The organism is Weizmannia sp. FSL W8-1119, from assembly GCF_038008605.1.
GTDB lineage: Bacteria > Bacillota > Bacilli > Bacillales > Bacillaceae_C > Weizmannia > Weizmannia coagulans.
In genome coordinates this window covers 393,707-417,509 of the sequence record NZ_JBBOZL010000001.1, presented here as the reverse complement: position 1 = coordinate 417,509, position 23,803 = coordinate 393,707, and the positions used below count along the sequence as shown (strand labels likewise).

General features: G+C 43.3%; 14 protein-coding genes, 2 pseudogenes and 1 CRISPR repeat array. Of the genes and pseudogenes, 6 read left to right on the top strand and 10 right to left on the bottom strand.

What is annotated here, in order from left to right:
* Positions 1 to 175: 175 nt before the first annotated feature.
* On the top strand, positions 176 to 694 hold the full coding sequence (locus NSQ19_RS01980; RefSeq protein WP_017553320.1) for a hypothetical protein: 519 nt from the start codon (positions 176 to 178) through the stop codon (positions 692 to 694).
* A 328-nt stretch (positions 695 to 1,022) separates the two neighbouring features.
* Positions 1,023 to 2,179: a CRISPR direct-repeat array (repeat unit 32 nt; unit sequence ATTTCAATTCACACACTCACGAGGAGTGTGAC).
* Between the two features lie 373 nt (positions 2,180 to 2,552).
* On the opposite strand, the gene cas7c is transcribed toward NSQ19_RS01980, so the two are convergent.
* Genes cas7c through cas3 form a run of 4 tightly spaced genes read right to left on the bottom strand, consistent with a single transcriptional unit; the run spans position 2,553 to position 7,958 of the window.
* The gene (gene cas7c / locus NSQ19_RS01975) at positions 2,553 to 3,476 is read right to left on the bottom strand and encodes a type I-C CRISPR-associated protein Cas7/Csd2 (RefSeq protein ID WP_017552738.1); all 924 of its coding nucleotides are present in this window, start codon (positions 3,474 to 3,476) and stop codon (positions 2,553 to 2,555) included.
* A gap of 3 nt (positions 3,477 to 3,479) precedes the next feature.
* A complete protein-coding gene (gene cas8c / locus NSQ19_RS01970; RefSeq protein ID WP_328013449.1) occupies positions 3,480 to 5,156 on the bottom strand; it encodes a type I-C CRISPR-associated protein Cas8c/Csd1 in 1,677 nt (558 codons plus the stop codon).
* Positions 5,157 to 5,804 (bottom strand): type I-C CRISPR-associated protein Cas5c, encoded by a 648-nt coding sequence (gene cas5c / locus NSQ19_RS01965; RefSeq protein WP_104851188.1) that lies wholly within the window; start codon positions 5,802 to 5,804, stop codon positions 5,157 to 5,159.
* A 3-nt stretch (positions 5,805 to 5,807) separates the two neighbouring features.
* Positions 5,808 to 7,958 carry a CRISPR-associated helicase Cas3' gene (gene cas3 / locus NSQ19_RS01960; protein WP_340702274.1) on the bottom strand — a complete coding sequence of 717 codons (2,151 nt, stop codon included), beginning with the start codon at positions 7,956 to 7,958 and terminating at the stop codon, positions 5,808 to 5,810.
* Positions 7,959 to 8,653: 695 nt separating this feature from the next.
* Here cas3 and NSQ19_RS01955 point away from each other — a divergent pair.
* The gene (locus NSQ19_RS01955; RefSeq protein WP_340702273.1) at positions 8,654 to 12,226 is read left to right on the top strand and encodes a glycosyl hydrolase 53 family protein; all 3,573 of its coding nucleotides are present in this window, start codon (positions 8,654 to 8,656) and stop codon (positions 12,224 to 12,226) included.
* A gap of 232 nt (positions 12,227 to 12,458) precedes the next feature.
* Here NSQ19_RS01955 and NSQ19_RS01950 read toward each other — a convergent pair whose 3' ends face one another.
* Together NSQ19_RS01950 and NSQ19_RS01945 are read right to left on the bottom strand one after the other, a co-directional pair.
* Positions 12,459 to 12,671, bottom strand: coding sequence for a DUF3006 domain-containing protein (locus NSQ19_RS01950; protein WP_340702272.1), 213 nt, complete (start codon positions 12,669 to 12,671; stop codon positions 12,459 to 12,461).
* 15 nt (positions 12,672 to 12,686) lie between these two features.
* Positions 12,687 to 14,018, bottom strand: coding sequence for a ComEC/Rec2 family competence protein (locus tag NSQ19_RS01945; RefSeq protein WP_340702271.1), 1,332 nt, complete (start codon positions 14,016 to 14,018; stop codon positions 12,687 to 12,689).
* A gap of 261 nt (positions 14,019 to 14,279) precedes the next feature.
* On the opposite strand from NSQ19_RS01945, the gene NSQ19_RS01940 reads away from it, so the two are divergent.
* From NSQ19_RS01940 to NSQ19_RS01930, 3 genes and pseudogenes are all read left to right on the top strand, one after another.
* Entirely contained in the window at positions 14,280 to 14,786 is a 507-nt protein-coding gene (locus NSQ19_RS01940; RefSeq protein WP_340702270.1) for a DUF1648 domain-containing protein, read from the top strand.
* Between the two features lie 274 nt (positions 14,787 to 15,060).
* Positions 15,061 to 15,416, top strand: a pseudogene (locus NSQ19_RS01935) (MmcQ/YjbR family DNA-binding protein).
* Positions 15,417 to 15,418: 2 nt separating this feature from the next.
* A complete protein-coding gene (locus NSQ19_RS01930; protein WP_017553301.1) occupies positions 15,419 to 16,402 on the top strand; it encodes an NAD(P)H-dependent flavin oxidoreductase in 984 nt (327 codons plus the stop codon).
* A gap of 456 nt (positions 16,403 to 16,858) precedes the next feature.
* On the opposite strand, the pseudogene NSQ19_RS01925 reads toward NSQ19_RS01930, so the two are convergent.
* The 3 genes and pseudogenes from NSQ19_RS01925 to NSQ19_RS01915 all read right to left on the bottom strand — a co-directional run.
* Positions 16,859 to 17,257 (bottom strand): annotated as a pseudogene (locus NSQ19_RS01925) (class II aldolase/adducin family protein); the annotation flags it as partial.
* Positions 17,258 to 17,416: 159 nt separating this feature from the next.
* Positions 17,417 to 18,169 carry an HIRAN domain-containing protein gene (locus NSQ19_RS01920; protein ID WP_017553302.1) on the bottom strand — a complete coding sequence of 251 codons (753 nt, stop codon included), beginning with the start codon at positions 18,167 to 18,169 and terminating at the stop codon, positions 17,417 to 17,419.
* Positions 18,170 to 19,012 (bottom strand): HipA domain-containing protein, encoded by an 843-nt coding sequence (locus NSQ19_RS01915; protein WP_061566290.1) that lies wholly within the window; start codon positions 19,010 to 19,012, stop codon positions 18,170 to 18,172.
* A 690-nt stretch (positions 19,013 to 19,702) separates the two neighbouring features.
* Between NSQ19_RS01915 and NSQ19_RS01910 the strand changes: the two genes are divergently transcribed.
* Positions 19,703 to 22,369 (top strand): glycoside hydrolase family 70 protein, encoded by a 2,667-nt coding sequence (locus NSQ19_RS01910; protein ID WP_340702269.1) that lies wholly within the window; start codon positions 19,703 to 19,705, stop codon positions 22,367 to 22,369.
* Between the two features lie 171 nt (positions 22,370 to 22,540).
* On the opposite strand, the gene NSQ19_RS01905 is transcribed toward NSQ19_RS01910, so the two are convergent.
* Positions 22,541 to 23,161: a class I SAM-dependent methyltransferase gene (locus tag NSQ19_RS01905; RefSeq protein WP_340702268.1), complete on the bottom strand. Its 621-nt coding sequence runs from the start codon at positions 23,159 to 23,161 to the stop codon at positions 22,541 to 22,543.
* Positions 23,162 to 23,803: the final 642 nt, after the last annotated feature.

Sequence of the window (23,803 nt, the reverse complement as noted above, 5' to 3'; positions counted from 1 at the left end):
AAGTTCGACAAAATCTACGGAATCATTTTTAACTTTGAGAATGCCGCTTGTTCAGCAACCTCAAAATAAAAAGAGATGACGGCCGCAAGAACTACAAATCCACCATTGCACTCTTAAAAGCAGGAATTGTATAATAATAGCAAATAGAAAAAGTCAGAGGGGAGTGGGGCGTTAAATGCAAATCACGGTCGCGGAAGCACGGCTGCTTAAAAATGCGGTATCGAAAAAACTGCATGACTTGATCCAGGAGCGAAACCAGATTGCCTACGTTGAATTTGAAAAAGGGGAAAAATATACGCCGCATGCACGAACATTTCAGGTGGTGAGCGCGGAAATTCAGCAAGTGCGAAACCACTACCGGGCGGTCACAAAGGCACTGGCAGCATCCAACTTACGCACAACGATTGAATGGAAGGGTGAAAAAATATCCATCGTAGAGGCGCTAGAGCTTGTGAAACAACTTCGCGCCGAAGCTGAAATGCTCCAAGAGTTTGGCAACAGCCAACAAGTGGAACGGATAGCAAGAGGCGCTTTTGACGCAAATGTTGTCTACAAGAAAGCGCTGTTTGACCCCCCTGCGGTTAAAAAGCAGGCTGAAAAAACCGAAAAAGAAGCCAACCGTTTGTCGATACTGATTGATAAAGCCAATTTTAACGCAGCGGTTGACCTGGACTTTGTAGAGGAGTACCAGTAAACACCCGGCATGAGACCCGGCGGCAAGGGGCGGAGCTTGGATTCCGCCTTTTGCCGCCGGATCTCATGCCGGCAAGGAAAAGGAGATCTGGGGGCTTGCTGCTTAGATTTGAGCATATCAAATTGCTTGACACTCACTATTTACAACTGGTTGCGAACGAATCATGGTTCACGCTTGACGCCTTAACGCCGGAACACGCGTAACGAACGAATTTATTCTTTGGATAGAATATCACTGATTACGCCCCCGGATCTCTCCTTTTTCACAATTATTTCATGCGTAAAGTGACTGTTCGGCTCTGTTCCATTGTTTCCTGCTGCGTTTATTTTTTTCAATTTCTACACTCATGAGGAGTGTGACGCCGCCGTCAGCCATTTTACCGATAACCCGTTTGATTTCAATCCCCACACTCACGAGGAGTGTGACCCTTCCCGGTACCGGAGAGCGAACAAAAGCTGTGGATTTCAATTCACACACTCACGAGGAGTGTGAATTTAATTTCTTCGGCTGGCAAATTCGTTTTTTCAATATTTCAATTCACACACTCACGAGGAGTGTGACCGACTTTCGCCTTCTTGTAGCCGTTACCCTTCATCATTTCAATTCACACACTCACGAGGAGTGTGACGATGCTTTTGGCTGCAATTCGTTCACCTGCTGGATTTCAATTCACACACTCACGAGGAGTGTGACTGGACAATTGGAACGCCTGCTAACAAAATTATAAATTTCAATTCACACACTCACGAGGAGTGTGACGATTATGAACGCGAAGGAAAAAATCGCAGTATTAATTTCAATTCACACACTCACGAGGAGTGTGACGATACATAGATGATGATAAGGGGTTGACAATTATATTTCAATTCACACACTCACGAGGAGTGTGACACCATCAGCACAATGCCCGTGGCTACCAATCGCGATTTCAATTCACACACTCACGAGGAGTGTGACTTGACATTAGCTTATACTGGGATGAGAGTTGGGATTTCAATTCACACACTCACGAGGAGTGTGACCCCCCGGACGGCGACCCCAAAACGAAGGTTTTGGGATTTCAATTCACACACTCACGAGGAGTGTGACGAGCTCTCCAGCGCTATTAAACAAATCGGATGATATTTCAATTCACACACTCACGAGGAGTGTGACGCGGTACAAAATGGGTCAAATAACGGAGGTGGCTATTTCAATTCACACACTCACGAGGAGTGTGACACGTCTGTTTGACCGGTTTTCCCATTCCGGAATGATTTCAATTCACACACTCACGAGGAGTGTGACGGGTCGTAATTTTGAGCGGCATCCATTTCCATCAATTTCAATTCACACACTCACGAGGAGTGTGACATCAGTATGTAGACTTGGACGAGTGGGACGGCAGATTTCAATTCACACACTCACGAGGAGTGTGACGGACGGGACATTCAACTATGAAACACTTGTTTTTATTTCAATTCACACACTCACGAGGAGTGTGACAGCTATAACCTTGTAGAAATTTGATGTTTTTTGACGAATAACTGTGTTTTTTCCATATTATTCTAAATTTATCCATGCAAAAATTCCGTAATTTGAAAAAAAGCAAGGGGATTCCTGGTGCGAATCCCACGGGAAATTCATGTATACTCTCCATTCGCACAGTTGCGCCAAAAAGCAATTCTCATTACAAGGCTGCTATTTTGCATAAAACAGAGTGTTAAAACGCAGCAACATCATAGTCCACGGTCGTAACGCAATTAACATTAAACTATTTCTAATGGTTATTATGTTTTACAGGTTATAAGCCTCTGTTAAGCTTCTCCTTCAATAAAGAACGACACTGAAGAAAGGATCCGTATCCAAAAACAGCAACTCAGTTGACAACTTTAGCATCTTTAAAGGAATTTGCAATTTTGTGCAGTGTTACTCCCTCTGGCATCTTTTCATCAAAAACGACGGCATAATCTTTATATGATCTTGCAACCTTATGTTGATCAATGCGATGGATTTCAATTTTTTCAAACAATTGGTTAGATGGCGCATTGCCTAAGTAACTTTCATGTGAAAATACATATAATCCCCGGCATGCCATCCGGCCGCGGGAGGCTGAATGATCCAGATCCCACATGTTAATAAGCGACTCCCACAGTCCTTTTAAATCCTCTTCTCTTACTCCTGTCTGAACTGCAAATGATGGTGTATAAAAACCATAGGCGATATATAAACCGTATGGCACATAGGCTTTTCTCCCCATTTGGCCAGTACGTGCCTCTTCATCAGTAGCTTTCCCGCTTTTAATATCATCAGCATTCGTTAGTGCAACACGAGTAATACTCGATTCAGCAGGAAAAATAGGATCAACCGAGCGTGCGAATGTCAGTTGGACAGCTCCCCGCACTTGACCTGCATTAAATTTTTTTGTGGACATTACAGCGCCAAACATACGTGTATCAAAATAATGTTCGCACATCCACTGCCGCGCATCTTTTACTGTTTTCGGGCTGTCGTCGTTTTCCTGTTTTTCTAATTGTTCATAAGCCTTCTTCTGCTCCTTTGTGAGAATCCCGCGATGCTTGACATAAATATCAAAACCTTCCAAATGCCCTCTGGTCAAATAAATGTAATCCCTTATTTTTCTTTTTATTGCAACGTCCGTTACGATACCCTGCATTGTTTCCGGATCAATTCTCGGCAGATTGCCTGCATCCGGATCACCGTTCGGATTTCCATCCGTCACATCAAAAACGAGCACAAAATCATAGCGTTTGTTTGGATCAATAATTGAATTTATGTTCATGTATTACTCCCCCTCAACAACGGTTTTATTTAAATCACTTACATTGGCAGCATCAGCAGGCATATTTTCTTTTTTCTTGTATATATCTTGTCTTTCATGATAGTAGCCTAGCGCAAACTCAGCCTGTCCTTGCAAATCAAGGACAGCTGGGAATTCTTTCAATTGGCCGGTTATTAATTGAATCCTTTGCTGATAACGAACTTCATATCCTTTGTTTTCTTTACTAATTTTACTTAAATGCCATTTGCTATTTCTCATTAAAAGCCCGAAAATTGTCCTTGGAGTAGATGAAGCTGCCGCATAGAACCTTGAAGCAATCGTTTCGTTTCCCTTTACTGCTTCGTATTGTACCGCTTCCAATACCGCAAACAACCTGCCGCACAAGTAAGCCGGCGTGACTCTGGCTTGATCCAAATCCACTGTCCATTCCTCCTTTTTTTGACTAATCAACCAGCTTTTTATTGCTGCTGCATGTATCCATGCCATACCGCCTCTTGCCTGAATTCTTTTTACCATTTTTGCTATAATCCGCCCGGAGAGCCTTTTCCCGTAAATGGCCCAGTTCATCCAGTCCTGAACATCTTCCTTCTGCATTTCCTTTCTGCCGTCACGGTACATGCACGCCGCCAATAAATAAATGCTGGCCGGTTTTGGCGCTCCCACAATTTGTTGTGCATCAAAAAATTGCCGGATTTGGTTTTTCACCTTCCATACAGGCGGCTCTGCATAGTCGCGGACAACCATTCTGGCCTTGTTTGCTGAAAGTGCTAAAATACATATACGATCTAAAGAACCGTGATTTTCGGCCCGTTTGAACGGCGATGATAGAATTCTCCGGACTGCAACAGGATCCGGGTCGGATAGAAACGTAAACATGCTGGTCGTTTCCGGATCGTTTTGCCTTGCCCAATAAACGTATGTTACATTGCCGATTTCCATCATATGCGGGCCGCCGTGCTGCTTTTTGTTTGCATATTTTCTCAATAAGTACGAGAGCGCTTGCCCGTATTTTTGTTCACATTCAAAACAAGTAGGTGCAATCTCCGAGTTTTCCAATCCGTATGAAAGATAGGCACTTTCATTGGCAGAAATAAGCTTTGTCCTTTCTTTTCCCACAGAAAATTCAATGGTATGGCGTTTTACTGCCGGTGCAGAACGTCCGCAAATGAAGCAAACACTATCGTTCTCTTCCTTTGAGCTATTCTTTATTAGAAAATCCTCCCAAAACTTTTTTACTTTATTGTCTTCATGGGGAAAATCGCCCGCTTCCGTCCGAAACAAGATCACATCAGTAGATTTCATACCGTCTGGAATCTGCCAGTCTTGCCTTTCCAATATCTGCACGATCTTTTGAACAAGTTCATTGCGTGTGGCCTCACAGCATTCTTTCAATAACTTCATATATGCAAGGTGGCATTCCGCTGCTCTTTTTGCATTGGCGGGATTTTTAGGCAGCTTGAATACATACTCCGCCTTGTCAGTAAGCAAAATAGGCGACACACCCGATGCACGGCTGCGATTTGGGATAACACGCTGTTCCCCCCGATCAGCCTGAATAAATTCAAAACGGTCATCATGTGTAATTACAACAAACCATTGATAACTTCTCCGGGCATATCCGACAGGCGGCAAATCATTGGCATGCTGTTCGGCGAACTCCACCAATCTGCGCATATACATTCAGCCATCCACCTCCTTATATAAATACTCGGGCACATGCAATATACCCCGGTCCAATTTGGCATTAAAGAAATAGGGGATCGCACGCGCATTTTTTTGTCCGGGATCTGCGGGATATTTTAAGTCGAATAACATTGGGCCAATATCCATTGTATCGGGTATTGCCTGATCATCGTCTTCAGGCAGGGAAAAGTGAAGTGAACATTCCCTTGTCCCGAGATAAGGGCGATAAAAGCACTGCCCTTTGGCCACTCTCCGCAAAAACATGGATGCATACTTCCTCTTATTTTCCATCGTCGGGTTCATTAGATGCATTTCTGCCGTTATAATATAGGCAACGTCTCGCAGCATGATTGAATGGCGTAACTGCCGGTCATCATCTGTGAAATAGTCCCGCTTGCTTGTGACAATATTACTGGGTACAATTGAAGCAACTTCATTCCGCAAAATGGAATAATACTGAATGGGCTTCAAGACGTGGATGCTTTTTATTCGCCATTTGAATTCCGGCTTCCAAAAAATCCCTGTTAAAATACCCCTTGCCGCAGACGGAGTCATTACGGGATAAGATACCCGTTCCACTTTTGCTTCCACCCTGGTAAACAGCGCATACTCGCCCCAGACTTTCAGCCGGAAAATTTTCCCCATCAGTCAATCTCCTTTCTCGTCCATATCCATAATCCCGGTTTTCATGTCATAACCCCCGTGCCAAATATACCAACCTTCCGAAACCTTCTCTAGCTGATTTTGATTCTCTTTTAAAAAACGGCTGTCCACATATTCATTTACAGCAAATAACTGTGCTTCACGATACCATTCCTTTGTTAAATACGGCGCTTCTTTATACATCCGGATTAATCTTTCAATCTGTCCGTCTTCACCCTGGTAATTTTTGCAAAGGATGGACACCGTATTCTGATCAATCATTTGAAACAAGCGGTCCGCTGTCTCAAACGAAAAAGGTTTAAGGTTTGTTATCCCATATGAATCCAGCAAATCGTCTGCACCGAAGGAGTACAAGCTCCGAAAATATTTTTCGAAAATCCAAGGATCATGCAATGCAGCGGTGCTGTAGTGATCCAATAAAATCCTCGTTTGCTCCGTTCCTTTGCGGTACATTCCGCCAGGCATCCCCCCTCCAATCAATTCGAAAATAAACACTGCCCCCTTTTCCAGTTTACCTTCTCTATTGCTCCTTCCAGCAGCCTGGACAATCGAGTCCAAAGGGGCCATTGCGCGAAACACTGCCGGAAAATCAAAATCTACTCCCGCTTCTACCAATGACGTCGCGATTACAAGGATGGACTTTTCATTTTTTAAATCCTCTTTGATTTGTTCGATCACCTTTTTCCGGTGGTCAGGACACATCCGATTCGATAAATGATATAATTTCTGTCCGTTCACCTTTTGGCTGATTGCTTCGCGATATACCTGAAAAGCATCTTTCCTCGTATTTAGGATACAAAGTGCAGCAGGGTGTTCTCTCATTCTGGCCACAAGCTCTGAGACAGTTAGCGGCTTTTCAATCCGGGTATATTCAACCCGTTTCATGCTTGCAAACAGTTGATTGCGATTTTTACAGATTTCAATTGGAGTACCCATATTTCCTATCAATTTTGCATTTTCAAAAGACAATGGTGTTGCACTGCACAGAACGACAGTGACATTAAAATGTTCCATCAATAGGTGCAGAGCTTGAAAAATTGGCGCAAGAACATGGATGGGCAGTTTTTGAAACTCATCCAAAATGATGACGCTGTTTGCTAAACGGTGAAGCTTTCTCACTTTGCTTGTCCGGTTTGAAAATAAACTCTCGAACAGTTCCACTGTCGTTGTCACGATAATCGGAAACGAGTCCCAGTTTTCGGCTGCCAGCCTTGCCCGCTCCATTGCCTCATCTTTATCATCCGTATAACTTAGCTGGGAATGCTGTTCCAAAACAGATGCTTTTCCGAACACCTCTTGATACTTTTGGGCTGTCTGGTCAATGATGTTCACAAACGGCAATGCCACAATCACCCGTTTTTTGTTAAACCGTTTTGCCTGCTCAAGTGCAAAAGCTATTGAAGCCAGCGTTTTCCCCAGCCCGGTCGGCACCACCAGCGCCCGGAAAAACAAAGGCTGTTTTGCCGCTTCTCTGCAAGCCGTATATACTTCATTTCTGTATCTATTTATCTCTTTATCCTTGCCTTTCATCCGCAACTCAAGCATGTAGTTCTGTAATTGTTCATCCAGTTGATGTATACTGAATGCTTTTCCCTGCCGTTTTATACTCTTCCCATAATCAAAGTATCGTTCAGTATCCAGGAAATCAGCATCTACCAGTGCAGAAAAACACATTCTCATCAGCATTTCTTTGTATGCAAATGGAGATTTGCTATCAGATTTCCCTCCGAGCGGCAATCCCGGAAATCGCTTCAATATGTCTTTAATGATTTGCATTTCCGTTTGCGACAAATCCGGAATCGTTTTCAAATATTGCGGAGCGTCAGGGATCTTTTCATCAAACACTGTATTCAGATCCGGCATTCCTGTATGATGCCCCGCTACGATTGCTGCCGCCATGATCATCCGTTCATCCTGCACCCCCCGTTGCATGATGTCATGAAGTGCAATCGCACCGCCAATAGCATGTTGGACTGACCCGCGAATTTTTTTGTCTGCTTTTAAGTATTGTACAAACGCACCAGACTTTTTCCCCAAGTCATGTGCAATCGCAGCAATGGCCGTGATCCCGTATCGGTCAAACGTATGGCTGAAACGCCTTGCTTGAAAGTACGTCCCTTTCATATGCTCGTCCAAATAATGTGGCTCTTGACTTTCAGATTGAGATGAATGGGCAATGTATCTGATTTTTATCATCTTCTGTGAATTGGAAATTTAAATATATATTAATTATAGTTCAAATTTTCTTATGCTGCAACGAAAAATTTGAACTTTAAATAATTTTTAACCCCATATAAATAGGAAATAAGTTCACAAAAAAGTGATGTTTTTTAAATCTGGTTAGCATTTTTCCTTCGACTCAATGGTCATACATGTCTTTTAATTTTGAACTTTCACTCCCAATCTGCTGACGATCTATTCGCTCTACTGATAGCAGTGAAACAAATAAAAGCCAAACTGTCGGAGCAATACCCTGGCAGTTTGGCCTACACACGTAAAAAAATCAAGAATAACGTAAATTTCCAAATCACAATTTCAATCCACGCACTTACTGAGTACAGCAAAATATAAACAACGCATCCATTTCGCGTTAGCGTTTATACCTTATCGTACTCACCATAAATGCGAATACATCGGTAGTTTATCAAAGATGATTAAAAATTTCAAAGCATCTGTATTCACCTTCCATCTTCGTTTGTTTTCCGCACGCCTTCCCTGCATCCCTTGTTCAGCTCAATAAATGCAGGCAGAAAAAATGATTAACCATTCTTTTCGCAAACCAAACTATAGTATAATCTAATAGTATGTGAAAAAAATGAGGGGGAAGTTTGATGAAGAAAGTAACAAGGTCTTTACTGGTGGCTGGTTCTACGCTCGCTTTGCTGGCTGGTTCTTTTGCCCCATCTTTAGCTGTGCCATTCGCACTTGCTGATACACCTTCAGACACTGCGGCGGCCTACAGCAACGGGACAGATACGGGCGCTTTTAAATTGCCTGCCTTAATCAGTAAAGTATCCACTGTAACAGATGATACCATCCGCGGTATTGATTTAACACCCTATCAAGCAGAACTGGCCGCCGGGGTAAAATACAAAGACTTTAATGGCCGTTCGCTCGATGAAGAAGGCTTTATGAATCTATTAAAAGATTCCGGCGCCAATTATGTCAATCTTAAAGTTGCCGTGAATCCTGCAAATGATGAAGGCAAATCATACGGCGGCGGGAACCCGACGCTCGAAAACGCCGTTAAAACTGCACAGGCAGCCAAGTCAGCAGGATTGAAAGTCAATATTAATTTCTTATTCTCAGATTTTTACACAAGCAAAAATAACCAGAAGCTTCCCAAAGGATGGGCAACGGATAACTTAAAAGATACGGCTGTTCGCTATATAAGCGAATCCTTGAACAAATTAAAAAGCAACAAAGTAACACCTGATATGGTTACAGTGGGAAGCAACTTAGCCCAAAATTTTTTGAGCCAGGACATGGCAACCGGCAACGATATTTTGGCGGCTGTAACGAAAGAAATCCGGTCATTTGACAGTAGCATCCAAATTGCATTGGCCTATGCCGGGCCTGGTTCAAACTGGTTTACAACCATTGCGAACAACCTAAAAAGTGCAAATGTGGATTATGATATTTTGGGTGCCAATGTATATGCGGCATGGGATGCAATTTCTGATATCAAAGGGGCCATGGAAGCGGCAAAACAAGCCGGCAAAAAATTCGCAGTATTAAGTGTCAGCTATCCCTTTACAGACCAGGATTCAGACGGGGAAAGCAACGGGTCAACAGCTTCCGACATTCTGAAAAATGGAATTGGCGAAGTCAGCCCCCAAGGCCAGGCAACTTATCTGCACAATCTTTACAGCGCAATCACGGCAGATGGAAATAACACTGCTGACTGCGGTGCATTTTACGACAATGCTGTGTGGATTGCAGTGGAAGCCGGCAATAGTGGCACCCACTGGCAGCACAATAAAGACGCAGCTGAAAAATACGGGACAGGCTGGGCAACAACGGCGGCAGCCGGATATGTTGATGGCGCCGATCAATGGGCAGGCGCGAGTTCAGTGGATAACCAGGCATTATTTGATGACTTGGGCAATCCGCTCCAATCGCTCACAGCTTTTAAGCAGTTATTAACCGGTACAGATGATGGCAGCAGTGATAACACGAGTGGCAATACAGGCACAACGGCCCCTGCTCCACAATCAGACCCGTTTGAAACCGGGACGGACACCGGCTTAAAAGCACAGACTGTTACAATTAACAAGTTAACAAATATGTCCTCCGATACGATTCGCGGGGTGGATATCTCATCTTATGAAGCGCTGAAAGAAGCCGGCGTAAAATATTACGACTTTAGCGGCAATCGGGAAAGCCTCTTAAAAATTCTCCATGATAACGGCGTGAACTATATCAGATTACGGATTTGGAACGATCCAAAAAGTTCAACTGGCGCAATTTACGGCGGCGGGCAGTGTGACGTTGAACACGAACTGGCGATTGCCAAGGAAGCTGCCCAATACGGGATGAAAATCTTGCTGGACTTTCACTACTCGGATTTCTGGGCAGACCCGGCGCAGCAAATTTTGCCGAAAGCATGGCGGGGGCACAGTGACGCCCAGTTACAGAAAGATGTTTACGGTTTTACAAGCGGCACCATTAAAAAATTCCAGAACGCAGGCGCGGATGTTGGGATGGTGCAGGTCGGCAATGAGATCACCAACGGCATGATGGGCGTAACGACGAACCGTGACGCAGGAGAATCATACACCGGCATTTGGAATAATAAAACAAAATCAGCCCGGGTTGACAGTTATATCAAATCCGGCATCAAAGCTGTTCGCGATACTGTACCGAACGCTTTAGTCACTTTACACATTGAAACACCGGATGTGCAAAAGTATACAGACATTATGAATGCATGGAAACGTGATGGTGTCGACTATGATGTGCTTGGATCGTCATACTATCCATACTGGTCTGTAACGGCAAAAGCCAACACACCAGAAACCTTAACGAAGGTGGAAAAACTGGCCGCCAGCTACGGCAAACTGTTTGCCGTGATGGAAACAGCTTGGGTAAACAGCTTGAAAGATGCTGACGGGACACCAAATTCAATCGGCGAAGAGCAAAGCAATTGGCAAAACACAAATGCTTTCCCGGTAGGCCCACAAGGCCAGGTAGACGCACTGACAAGTTTATACAGTACACTGATGAGCCAGCAAAACGGCCTCGGGGCATTCTACTGGGAGCCGGCCTGGATTCCGGTTTACGCTGGCTGGGATAATTGGAAGGCGAATAAAGATGCTGCTGAAAAATACGGGACAGGCTGGGCCAGCTCAGGTGCTGTCGGTTATTTCCCAGACAGCAAAATGTATTACAACGGCAATCCTGCCTGGGGCGGTACATCTTGGGATAACCAGGGGCTATTTGATGACCGCGGCTATGCTTTGCAGTCACTGAAGTTTTATAGGGATGCTGTCAACGATGTATCCAGACAAACCACAGTAATCAAGTATGTAGATGCGAAAACGGGTGAACCGATTACACCAAATACAATTGTTAGAACAACTGTCGGCAACACCGCAAAAGTGTCTTTACCAAAAGTAAATCACTATACCCCGTCTTCAAAATCGTACAGCTACAGCTTGAAGGCTAATACTGCCGGCGTGAAAATGGTGACTGTAAAATATGACCTGACCAGCAAACAAGGGAATGCCATAAATTATGGCAAGTACGTGACAGTAACAAACAGCAAGTATGCTGTATACCAGAACTTTAACTGGAAAAAGAAAAATGTCAAAGTTGCCAATAAAACCTACCTTGCCAAATATGCCTATCATCATACAAATGGCTCAACTTATCTTTCACTTTATGATGCCAAAGGAAAGTGGGCCGGATATATCAACGCGTATGCTGTAAAAACCGGTCAAGGCAAGCAAGGTGCCGGAATTCCTTACAGCAAGTATGTCACAGTGACAAACGGCAAGTATGCTGTATACCAGAACTTTAACTGGAAAAAGAAAAATGTCAAAGTTGCCAATAAAACCTACCTTGCCAAATATGCCTATCATCATACAAATGGCTCAACTTATCTTTCACTTTATGATGCCAAAGGAAAGTGGGCCGGATATATCAACGCGCATGCTGTAAAAACCGGACAAGGTAAGCAAGGTGCCGGAATTCCTTACAGCAAGTATGTCACAGTGACAAACGGCAAATATGCTGTATACCAGAACTTTAACTGGAAAAAGAAAAATGTCAAAGCTGCCAATAAAACCTACCTTGCCAAGTATGCCTATTATCACAGCAATGGCCTCACCTATCTTTCCCTGTACGATGGCAAAGGGAAATGGGTTGGTTACATCAACGCAAAAGCGGTGAAAGCAAAATAATCATGATAGGAATAAGGGCGTGCCTAAAAGCCGGTCACTCGGCCGGGGCATGCCCTTATTTTTTTCACATTCCAGTACTTTACCAATCCTCCTTCTTTGCAGATCGTAAAAGTTAATGGGACACATAGATTCCCGTGTACTTCTTTATTATAAAAATTGGGCAGTACAAACCCTATTTGGATATAGCTATACGCCCAATCGGCATCCCGATAGATCCTTCCCCCCCTGCTGCCTACTCAAATAGTTCATCCGCCAATTTTTTGATTTGGGCTTTTCGTTCCTTCGTCAGTTGCCTGTCAATGCGCGGTATTCCATCTTCAACGATAATCACGTCCCCGGCATGGACACCGGATGGAAGCTCACTCAGACGGATATCCACCGTCGTCCGGTCATCTTTTTCACAAACAGCAAATTCCCCTTCGATCCGATCAACAATATATTTCATCAAAAACGGCCTCCTTTATTGCGGGGTAAAAGAAGTGTGGGTGGTATATGTTTTCCCTTTTACAACAGCTTTTATATCAATCCGCACTTCATAGCCGGGAGCCGCTCTGCCGATCCGAACCGGAAGCGGCGTCCCTGCCGTCCCCTGATAGACGGTGTCCTTGCTTTTGTAATGAAAAGTTGCCTGATATGCCGCGCCTGTCAAACCTGTAACCATTAAATTAATTTTACCATACTGCTCGGGCGTTTGATCATCAACCTTCGCCTGTAATGTACCATTAGAAGTGGTTCGCTGGGACGGCTGCTTTGCTGGCGGAACAGCCTTGCCGGAAGCCGTTGCATTCCCCGCTTCCGAAGACAAATGATTTGGCGTTAAAGACGGAACCGGCTGGAATTCAATGGAATGCCCATCTGTCACCGCTAAAATGGTCTTCATTTCGTCTGTCCGGAAAATTTGAATATGATTCGCCTTTAAGCGATTGATGACCTCGTCACTTGGAAGGCCGTACGAATTAACCTTCGCTACCGAAATAATCGCGTACTTCGGTTTTACGGCATCCAAAAACGCCTGGCTTGTTGCAGTCTTTGAACCATGGTGCCCCACTTTTAATACCTGAGACGAAAGATCCTGGTGCGTTGCAATCATATCTTCTTCAGAACGGAAGGGGGCATCTCCCGTGAATAGAAAAGTGCCCTTCTCCCCATAGGAGAGTTTTGCAACAGCCGACCAGTCATTCATCTCTTCGTGATAATCTTTTACAGGCGCGGCAAACTTCATCGATGCCCCCTGCAGCCCCAGATCCACATTCGCTTTTGCCTGTTTGATTTTAAGCCTGCTATTTTTCACGGCCAGCAAAAAATCTTCATAGGTTCTGGTTGTATTCACGACCCGCGGCGCATATACATTTTTTACTTTTAAGTTTTCCAGGACCGTATCCAGGCCCCCGATATGATCAGCATCCGGATGGGTGGCAATCACATCATCCAATTGGCTGACATGCAGCTGGCGGAGATACCGGACAACATCATCGCCTTTGTCATTATTCCCGCCATCAATTAACACATTTTCTCCTTTTGGCGTTTGGATGAGGATGCTGTCCCCTTGCCCAACGTCAAAAAAATAAACCTTTAGTTTTCCTTTTGGAAGTGATGCAGTACTTTTATGATGGCTGTCTGTCTTGTTAACAGTTTTGCTGTCTGCTTTACTCTCTGATTTTTCCGTGCTTACCTGCTGAACCTGCTTTTCTTTTGCCGGCTGGCTGTTAGCGGGTTGGGTTTGGCCGCAACCGCTGCAAAAGAGCATGAAGAATAATAGCAGAAACCATGCGCCCGTCCGGTTAATTTTCAAATTTTATTCTCCTTCTTTCCATATGGACTCAAATGGTGAAAAAACTGGAGCCCCTTTCAAAGTGGCAAAGACATCATTAGTTTACCATACACAACCCGCTCTAGAGAGAAGTCCGGATAAAAAAACCAATTTCAAATTTGATAAGAAATTTGGCTACTTTTGTCGTATATAAATAAAGATGGCATGGAATGTAAAAAAGCTTGCACTTGGAGACGCTGTCGTATACAAAAAATTTTTAAACTGGATTGGAGGGGAAATGGCATGCCAAACTCCCGGAAGCGGCCCAAATTGAAAATTCCCAAGACAAAAAGCAAATGGTTTTGGGACATCATTGGCTATTTATTTTTCCTTGGGTCGATTATTTTTCTGGCCAGCGTTTGGGGAAAACTTCCGGAAAAAGTCCCCGGACATTATGATGCCGCCGGTAGAGTTGATCGTTGGGGATCAAAATGGGAACTTTTGATTTTACCCGGCGTGGGGGCAATCCTTGCGCTATTGATGCAGGTTTTGGAAAAATTCCCTCATATTTATAATTATCCTGAACGATTAAATGCATTGAATGCAAAACAATTTTATGTGCATAGCCGGAAACTGCTAAATCAATTGAAAAATATCTGTCTGATTTTCTTTGCCCTCATCTTATTGGAGTCCATTGGGATTGCAATGGGATGGGATAACGGTTTTGGTAAATGGTTTTTACCCATCATAATCATTGGCATCGGAATTCCGATTGTATTAGGAATCGTGACGCAAAGGAAAATAAAATAACAACAATACGATAAAGGAAGCATGAACGTTGAAAAATTTCGCCATTTGGAACCAACATAAAGCACGCTTACGTTAAGAAAGTGAGAAAAAATGACGCCCTTCCACAACATAGACCGCGCCTGCATTAAGAAAACACGAATAAACAGCATCCTTCCTTAACAGATCCCAAGTCTCGTTAAGAAAGCGAGAGATATGAGAACTGGAAAAACTGACGGCACCCTAAATATTTTTATATAATATAAATAGCAAGCGGCATGTTGAAGGAGCATCATAAATGAAAACAAGAGAGGACGCTATCCATTACTGTTTAAAACTGGAAAACACGTATGAAGATTACCCCTTTAAAGATAAGAATTGGACATTAATGCGCCACAAAAAAAATAAAAAAGTCTTTGCCTGGATTTTTGAAAGAAACGGCCATATTTGGATCAATGTGAAAGGTGAAAACGGCTGGCTGGACTTTTATCGCGGAAATACCACGCTGTTGTTCCGGCATACCATCTGAACAAAGAACATTGGAATTCCGTTATTCTTGACGGCACCGTCCCGGAGGAAGAAATCTGTGATATGATAAGGCAAAGCTATCACTTAACGAAGAAAAAAGGAATTCAGTCAAATAGGGGCCGGTAAAAATGAGAACTCGCATTACGGAGATATTAAAAATAAAATACCCCATTATCCAAGGAGGCCTTGCTTATCTCGGATATGCGGAATTAGCTGCTGCTGTTTCCAATGCGGGCGGCCTGGGGCAAATCACTGCCGCGACGCTGCGAACACCTGAAAAACTTCGCAATGCAATTCACAAAGTACGAAAATTAACCGGGAAGCCCTTCGGTGTAAACTTTGCAATCGCAAGGTATAACGGCCGGTACGAGGAGTTGCTTGAAGTGGCCATTGAAGAAAAGGTTCCAGCCATTTCCATCAGTGGCGGTAACCCGCAACCGGTCTTCGAAAGGATAAAAGGAGAAAACATTCGTACACTTGTGCTTGTGGCTGGAACCAGACAAGCACAAAAAGCTGAACAATTGGGTGCAGACGCAGTGATCGCCGTCGGGCAGGAAGGCGGGGGCCATTTAGGCCGGGACGACATTGGCGGCATGGTGCTCATTCCCCGGGTTGCAGACGAAGTATCCGTTCCTGTAATCGCCGGCGGGGGCATTGGGGACGGGCGTGGATTATTGGCTGCCCTTGCTCTTGGCGCAGAAGGAATTCAAATGGGGACCCGTTTTATTGCCACCAAAGAATGTATTCATGCACACGAGAAATATCAACAAACAATCGTGCATGCAAAAGAAACGGATACAGTAGTGATTAAGAGAACATTAGGGGCACCGGGCCGGGTCTTGAAAAACCGCTTTGCCTTGAATATTATGGAACGTGAACAGGAAGGGGCATCCTACGAAGGCCTGAAAGAGATGATTAGCGGTAGCGCAAATTGCAACTATATTTATGACGGGAATGAAGAAAAAGGTTATGCTTGGGCCGGACAGGTCGTCGGCCTTATTCATACGATTCCGACAGTGCAGGAATTGTTTGACGAGATGATGCATACTGCAGAAAAAGGGTTATCCCGATTAGATCATATTATGAAAGAACAAACCCATAGATCATCGTGAAACAACGATTGACGAATCTGACGAGGCTCCCTTGCCCAATATCTCGCTCGGATTGGATAACAATTGAATCCTCTGCTAAAAAACTGCCAAAGATCCATCTTTGGCAGTTTTCTCATTTTCCCCATTCCAGAGTCTCCTGGATCAGAATGTTCTTCAAATTCGATAAGACTCTTTGTATCCTTTCCAAATCCAGCAATTCGTGATATTATATCCATGGGAAGACCTCTCTCTAGATGTTCATTTCACGGTGTACAGTAGAGTGTCTTCCTTTTTTTCCATTCATCTACCCCTTCGACTTCGAGTACATACTTACCAAAAAACCAATTAGATAATGTTCCGCTCCTCCCCTTTATGTGTTACGATACTCATATAAAAAGCTCTCCCTATGGATCGCCTGCCAGCTGCCATAGGAAGAGCTGATTTTCGATTTTTGTTTTGTTTGGGCATGGTCCAGTCTTAATGAGCAGAGACCTCATCAGGGATTGCGGCGATGCCCAATTTTTCAAAGACAAGGGCTTTGCTTGCAACATATGCGTTATACTCAATTCTCTCAAGCATATCATAGGCTTTGTGCAGGGTTTCATCTGTAATCAGGATACCATGCCTATTGAGCAGCATGGCTGCCGGTGTTACTTTTTCCCCTAACGAGATAATGTGCTTTCGGACAGTTTCTGCCAGTTCTACTGTTGTTGCCGGGCGGTATTCCAACGTTGGGATTTTTCCGAGCTTTTGTGTAGCCTCAGTTAAATTCGGCATATCCATTCCCAAAGTCGCAAAAACGAAAGATTCCTTTGGATGGGCATGGAGCACACAGCCGATCGATTCATTCTCATGATAACAGGCCATATGCATGTCACTTCACGGAATGCATTCAGTTGCAGAAGTTCATGCTATGGTGAATCAATAAGGCTAACGGCTAGACACACCGCCAAGAATACCCATCTTCCGGCTCAATCCAGAAACACCATTTCCTAGTAATGTATACGGGAAACGATTATACAGAGTAAGCTGTTTTTAAACAAGCACATGTACTGATTCAACATTTTCGCCATTTTTTACGAAAAAACCGTTCGCCAAACATCCGGTAACTGAAATACTTACCTTTGATTGCGGCCTTGCCATAGGGCTCACTTTTTCAATTCTTGCTTCATAAACGAAATGTTCTTCAATCATCTCATACATAAAGCCACTATAGAAAGCCGGAATATATCCTAATTTATATTCCCCTTTTTCTGACAAAACGATTACAGCTTTTTCATCTTCCTTGTTTGAAGGCTCCAATTGAAAACGCACAGCCGCGCCTTCTTTCAACTGATTAATTACTTTTTCTCCGTCATAGTAGCGCCACCCCGCGATATAAAAGTCAAAATTAAACCGGTCTTCAAAAACACGAATCGGGGCAACAAATTCATACGGATCAGTAGCCAGCCGTCCACCAGTAGCCCGCAATAAATCCATTTCTGTATAATCCGGAGGCAGCCCATAATTTTTTAAAATCTTATCAAAATCCGGTCTCCTTTTATCCGGTAACCGCCGTTCAAATGGTCCAAATAAGCGATCAGAAACGTATGTCTTATTTAGATTACGAAATGACAGATGCGGTTTATATCCATTTTCCAAAGCCTCTTTTAAGGTTCTGCGCTTCCCGCTTAATTCATATAAAAAAATGTATTTTCCATTTTCATGAAATAAATTGCCAATATGATAACGCTGCCTTGTCTTCTGATTTTGCCAGATCAGCCATAAGACACATGGATTTTTTTGCATTCAAGCACCTCCTTTGTACCAGTTCAAGAGCCATTCTTTACGATAGAGGAGTAACTTTTTTACCCACTTTTTGTATACAGGTCCCATCACTTTTTCCGGTATGGAGTCTACGATTTCCTGAAGCATCTGCAAGTTTATTTTATTTAATGAATTTATCGATTCTTTGGTCTCTAAAGGATAATATTGTTTGATCACTGTTAATAAATCAAGAAAGCGCGGCTTCTTTTTTTCAGGCAAGCCTATCAAGGAATAACTACGATTGCTAAAAGCTTTAAACATATTGCAATCTTTGTCCATTAGACGGATTCTGTTTTCTTTCAATTGAAATCCTAGAGAAGCGCCATTATCATAAACAGGGGCGATTCTATACTCATTATTATCATATATAATTCCCCAATTGTCACAATGTCTATCCTGATTTCCAATTAAGGCGTCAAATACAATAATTCCAATGAAATCACGGTTCAATTTAAATTCTGACAGAACACGCATAATATTAAAAAAGTGGTAATGCTTAAGACTATATCTGTCAAAATCCTCTGCGATATTGAAAAATAAATCTCCACCTTCAAATAGCTCTTCTTGTTTGCTTATAAAATTTTTCGCCAGTGTGGCAACTTTTCCATTTTTCTTAGCCAGTTGCACATCCATTGTGGAGAGGCCGATTGCTCTCCCCACGTCAGATGCTACTTTCTCCGCCCAAGCTTCTCCCGTGTTTTCCTTGGGAATTTTCAATAGAAAATGTTGGCCAGTCTCCGGATGAACTAACCAATATTTCTCTCTTGTTCCTGAAACCTGCCTTTTTTCATCTACTTTCCAATTTGTAACATCCATTAAGCACATCGTTTCACCTTTTAGGAATCTTTATTCCATTATAATTGAACAAGATGCAGTTGTCAGCCAATGAACTTATTTTTAGTCATTTACGTTCGGCCCCCAACCAACTTCATCACAACCTTATAGAGCGCTTACATTTAAGCTGTGATGAAGATCCGAAACCATTAACCTTGTGAAGGAAGCATAGATCTGCAGACTTGAAATCAAAAAAATAGCGGCGTTATGCCGCTATTTTTTCTTAAAAGGAAAACTTGAACAAATCACCGGTCCAGTTTCTTGCTCCCCAGTTTTCTATGGAAATCCTTGTCTTTTGGCGTACTTGGGTCGATCCCTTTTAACTGCGGAACATACGCACAGATCAGTTGAACCGGGATGATGTATTCATAAGTTTTATAAAATGTGTGATTCACTTTATTGCTGAAGGGAGTGGAACCTCTGTTGCCCATTCCCTCAAAAACAAACATGTGTTACATTCGACACATATCTTCAAATTTCCTTTTTTATCCTTTCTTTTTCAGGCCATCTCCGGATACAAAATTTTCCCCTGCAAAGGTTCCCTGCGTCCTCCAAAGGTGTTCCTTTTAAATGAAAAAAATTAAAATTTTATGTGAAACTTGTGAGGATGATATTGCATATTTTCCCATCATGCAGTAATATTTTACTATTGAAACATTATTTTTAAAAGGGGCGGATATGTTGGAAAAGAAATTTTTTAGTAGATTATCAATATTGATCTTTTCTGTATTGTTGGTTGCCGGCTCGGTCAGTTATTTTCCTAAATCTGCCAAGGCTTATACATCCGGCACATCGCTCGATAACCGCGTGATTTTCCAAAGTTTTAGCCTGTACATGCCATATGAAAGCAATATGTACAAAATTCTTTCAACGAAAGGCAACGAATTGAAAGATTGGGGGATTACGGATATATGGCTTCCGCCGGCTTACCGTTCTTTCAATAAGGCACGTTACATGGAAGGCTACGCCATTGCCGACCGTTATGACCTCGGTGAATTTAACCAGGGGCCGAATAACACCCGGCCGACCAAATACGGGACAAGCGATGAATTGAAAAGTATGGTTTCCGTGCTTCACGCAAATGGTTTAAAAGTACAGGAAGACCTTGTGCCCAACCAGGTTCTCGGATTGAGCAAAAGGGAAGCAGTTTACGTCACACGCGTTGATCAAAACGGAAATTTGTTTAAAAATCCTTATACAACAGGACTTCAAACGCAAATCAGGGCCAACCTTTATCTCGCTTACACAAAAGGTGGCGGCGAAGGACAGGCAAAATATGGCTATATCAAAGAATGGAACAAAAAATATTTTAACGGTACCTCCGTACAAGGGCAGGGTATGGATCGCGTGATGAAAGACAGCAAGGGCTGGCCGTACCGTTATTTTGGGCCAAACAACCCGAAAAACCACTTGCCAAGCTGGCTTGATGAAGCTGCAGCAGCAAATAAAATCAATACAGTTGATACTTATTTGCCAGTAGACGGCTGGTATGCTGCAAAAGACGCTTCGACTTCGGATAATTATTGGAAGCCGATGTTAATGCATGACCCCGGCTATTTAAAGTACATGAAAAGCCATGGCTATTCATCTGTTGACGATATACTGAACGGCGACAACGGGCAAATCGCAAGTTTAACAGATGCGTATATTGCATCCCAGCCCGGGTACGGCTTCGGATCGGAAGAAAGGTCGTTTAAAAATGATATTTCCGGATCAGATAACCAGGATCAATTTTTATTTGTGAACAAGTATGGGACAACTTTTCACAACCTTAACAACACGATCAGCGGGAAGAACCAGTTTCTGTTAGGATTGGACATAGACAACGGGAATCCAACTGTCCAAAAAGAACAGATCCACTGGATGAACTGGCTGCTTGATACGTATCACTTTGACGGCTTCAGAATTGATGCGGCAAGCCATTACGATAAGCAAGTGCTGCTGGATGAAGGTGACGTTATGAAACAGCATTTTGGCAGCCATTTAAACGACCATTTAAGCTATATTGAGACTTATGAAAGTGCCGGGACAAATTTTGAAAATGCAAACGGGAATCCGCAGTTAATGATGGATTATGCCCTGTTCTATTCTTTGCAAAATGCTTTGGGCAAAAATTCGCCATCAAACAGCCTGTCAACCATTGCTACAAACGCTGTTGTCAACAGGGCAGGCGCAGGCACGGCGAATGCAACGCCTAACTGGTCATTTGTGAATAATCATGACCAGGAAAAGAACCGTGTGAATAAAATCATGATGGACCTGTACGGCATTAAGCCGGGTATACATTACGGCACATCCGCACCGAAATCTTTCCAAGATCTGTATGATAAAAAGACAGAGGCAAAAGCTTTGGATATTTATGAAAAAGACATGGAAAGAACGGTAAAAACATATGCGCCATCCAATGTGCCGAGCCAGTACGCATATATTTTGACGAATAAAGATACCGTCCCGACTGTCTTTTACGGCGACTTGTACAAAACGAATGCTTCTTACATGAGCGAGCATACGCCGTATTATGATACGATTGTGAAATTGTTGAAAGTGCGCAAAAATTATGCCTATGGGAACCAGCAAGTAACCAACTATAAGTCGAACACTTCCGGCACGGCGGGAAAAGATCTAATCTCAAGCGTCCGCTATGGAAAAGACCGGAATACCGGCGTGGCAACCGTAATCGGAAATAACCCGAAAACCGATACGACTATTAAAGTGGACATGGGTACCCGGCATGCCAACCAGCTATTTGAGGATGCAACCGGATTTCATAACGAAAAGCTGTCCACAGATAGCAAAGGCATTTTAACCGTTCATGTAAAAGGGACGCAAAACGCCCAGGTAAAAGGGTATCTTGGCGTCTGGATCCCCTCAAAAAAAGCGGCAACGCCGAAACAAGGCCCTGCACTTCAATACGGTAAGTATGTAACGGTAACAAACAAGCACTATGCCGTATATCAAGACTTCAACTGGAAAAAGAAAAATGTCACTGCAGTGAATAAAACGTATCTTGCCAAGGTCCAATACCATCACAGCAACGGATCCACTTACCTGTCGCTTTATGACGGCAAAGGCAAATGGGCAGGCTATATCAACGCCAAAGCTGTGAAAACCGGAAGCGGCAAGCAAGGCGCTGCCATACAATACGGCAAACATGTCAAAGTCACCAGCAAGAACTACGCCGTATATCAAAACTTCAACTGGCAGAAGAAAAATATCCGGGCCGTAAACAAAACATACTTGGCGAAGTACATTTTTTACCACATAAATGGGTTAAGCTACCTGTCCCTTTATGACAACAAAGGCAAATGGATAGGTTACATCAATGCCAAGGCGGTTAAAAGCAAATAAATTTCTTTAAACAAAAAGCGTCCCCATAACCGGCAACGGGGTGGGGATGCTTTTTTCTGCTCACTGCAAATCAGAAAGAAGGGCACCTTCAAGGTAGGTTTTATTTAAAATTCGGGGTTTTCTTTGATTGTTTCGAGTCCCTCCTGCTCATTCATCGCCCATTCCTCCAGTTCAGGGAAACATTAATGTCTCCGGATTATCAGGGACATTTTGGACTCCAAATTGCAAATCATTTTTTTCAGAATGGATGGATGGAAACCCTGCTTTCTGAAAAAGCTGCACCCACTGTTCCTCGGTTAAAATTTGGGATACGCCATAAAAATCTTTGATGTGTGCCAGTTTTTGGGGCGAAACAGGTTGTTCCAAAACCATTTCAATCGCAATTAAACATCCCCCGGGCTTCAGCACCTGCCGGAATTCCTGAACCGTTGTGGGCATATCGGTAAAAACGATCACCGACTCTGACAATACCAAATCAAATTGCCTGTCTGCAAACGGGAGAGCCTCTGTATTCCCGTGCACAATTTGTACCGGCAAACCTAATGGCCGGACTCTTTTTCTGGCTTTTTCCACCATCAATTGATGATGATCCAGCCCTGTCACTTGGCATCCGTACTGCTGCGCGACGTATGCAGCAGTCTGGCCGGTGCCGCAGCCCGCATCAAGCACTGTTGTTTTTTTCCCTATATGTTCAGCCGATAATATATCCTGTGTCAGCTTGAAACCGCCTGGATGCGCTCCGCCGACTCCCAGTTCTGCCAAGCCATTCAGGTAAGTATATTCCTGATCCACTCTAACCCCTCCCTTGCCATCCAAACAGTTGGCTCGTTGATATATCGTATGTACCATTGCAGAAATCGGTAACCTTTATCGTTTAAAAACATACTTTGGTTAAGAAAAAACAATGGAGGAAGGCATATGGGGGTGTTTATTGCAAAATTAAAGTGCAGAGATGTGCAAAATTTCTATGCAAATGGTTATGCAGAGGGGCTTTACATGGAGGGGTAGCCATGATAACCTGTTTGGGTTTGCCAAATCTGTTACAGCTGGCCGCTTGGCAAAAGAATCATGGCTGCAGAGGCTCCATGTCAAGCCCTTAATAGCGAGAATTCAGATTGAATTTTTATGCGGTATAAACGAATTTATATACTGCAATACTCTGCACTTTTTTCTTGCAAAAAACATCTTCGGCATTTAAAGTCCGTTTTCCATGCCCCCCTCACATGCTCGAAAGTTGCACGGAAAAAGGGAATGCTGCCTTATACAGCTTTATCATGAGAGCCGGAACAAAACCGGGGGTACGCATTGTGCTCCCGGTTTTGTTTTTAGGGTTTTCTTATCATTAAAATGCCCATTAAATGATTGGGTGGACAAGCCGGCCGTTTTTGCAATCCCCGCTGTCCCTGTTTCCATTAATACCGATTCATCAACGAT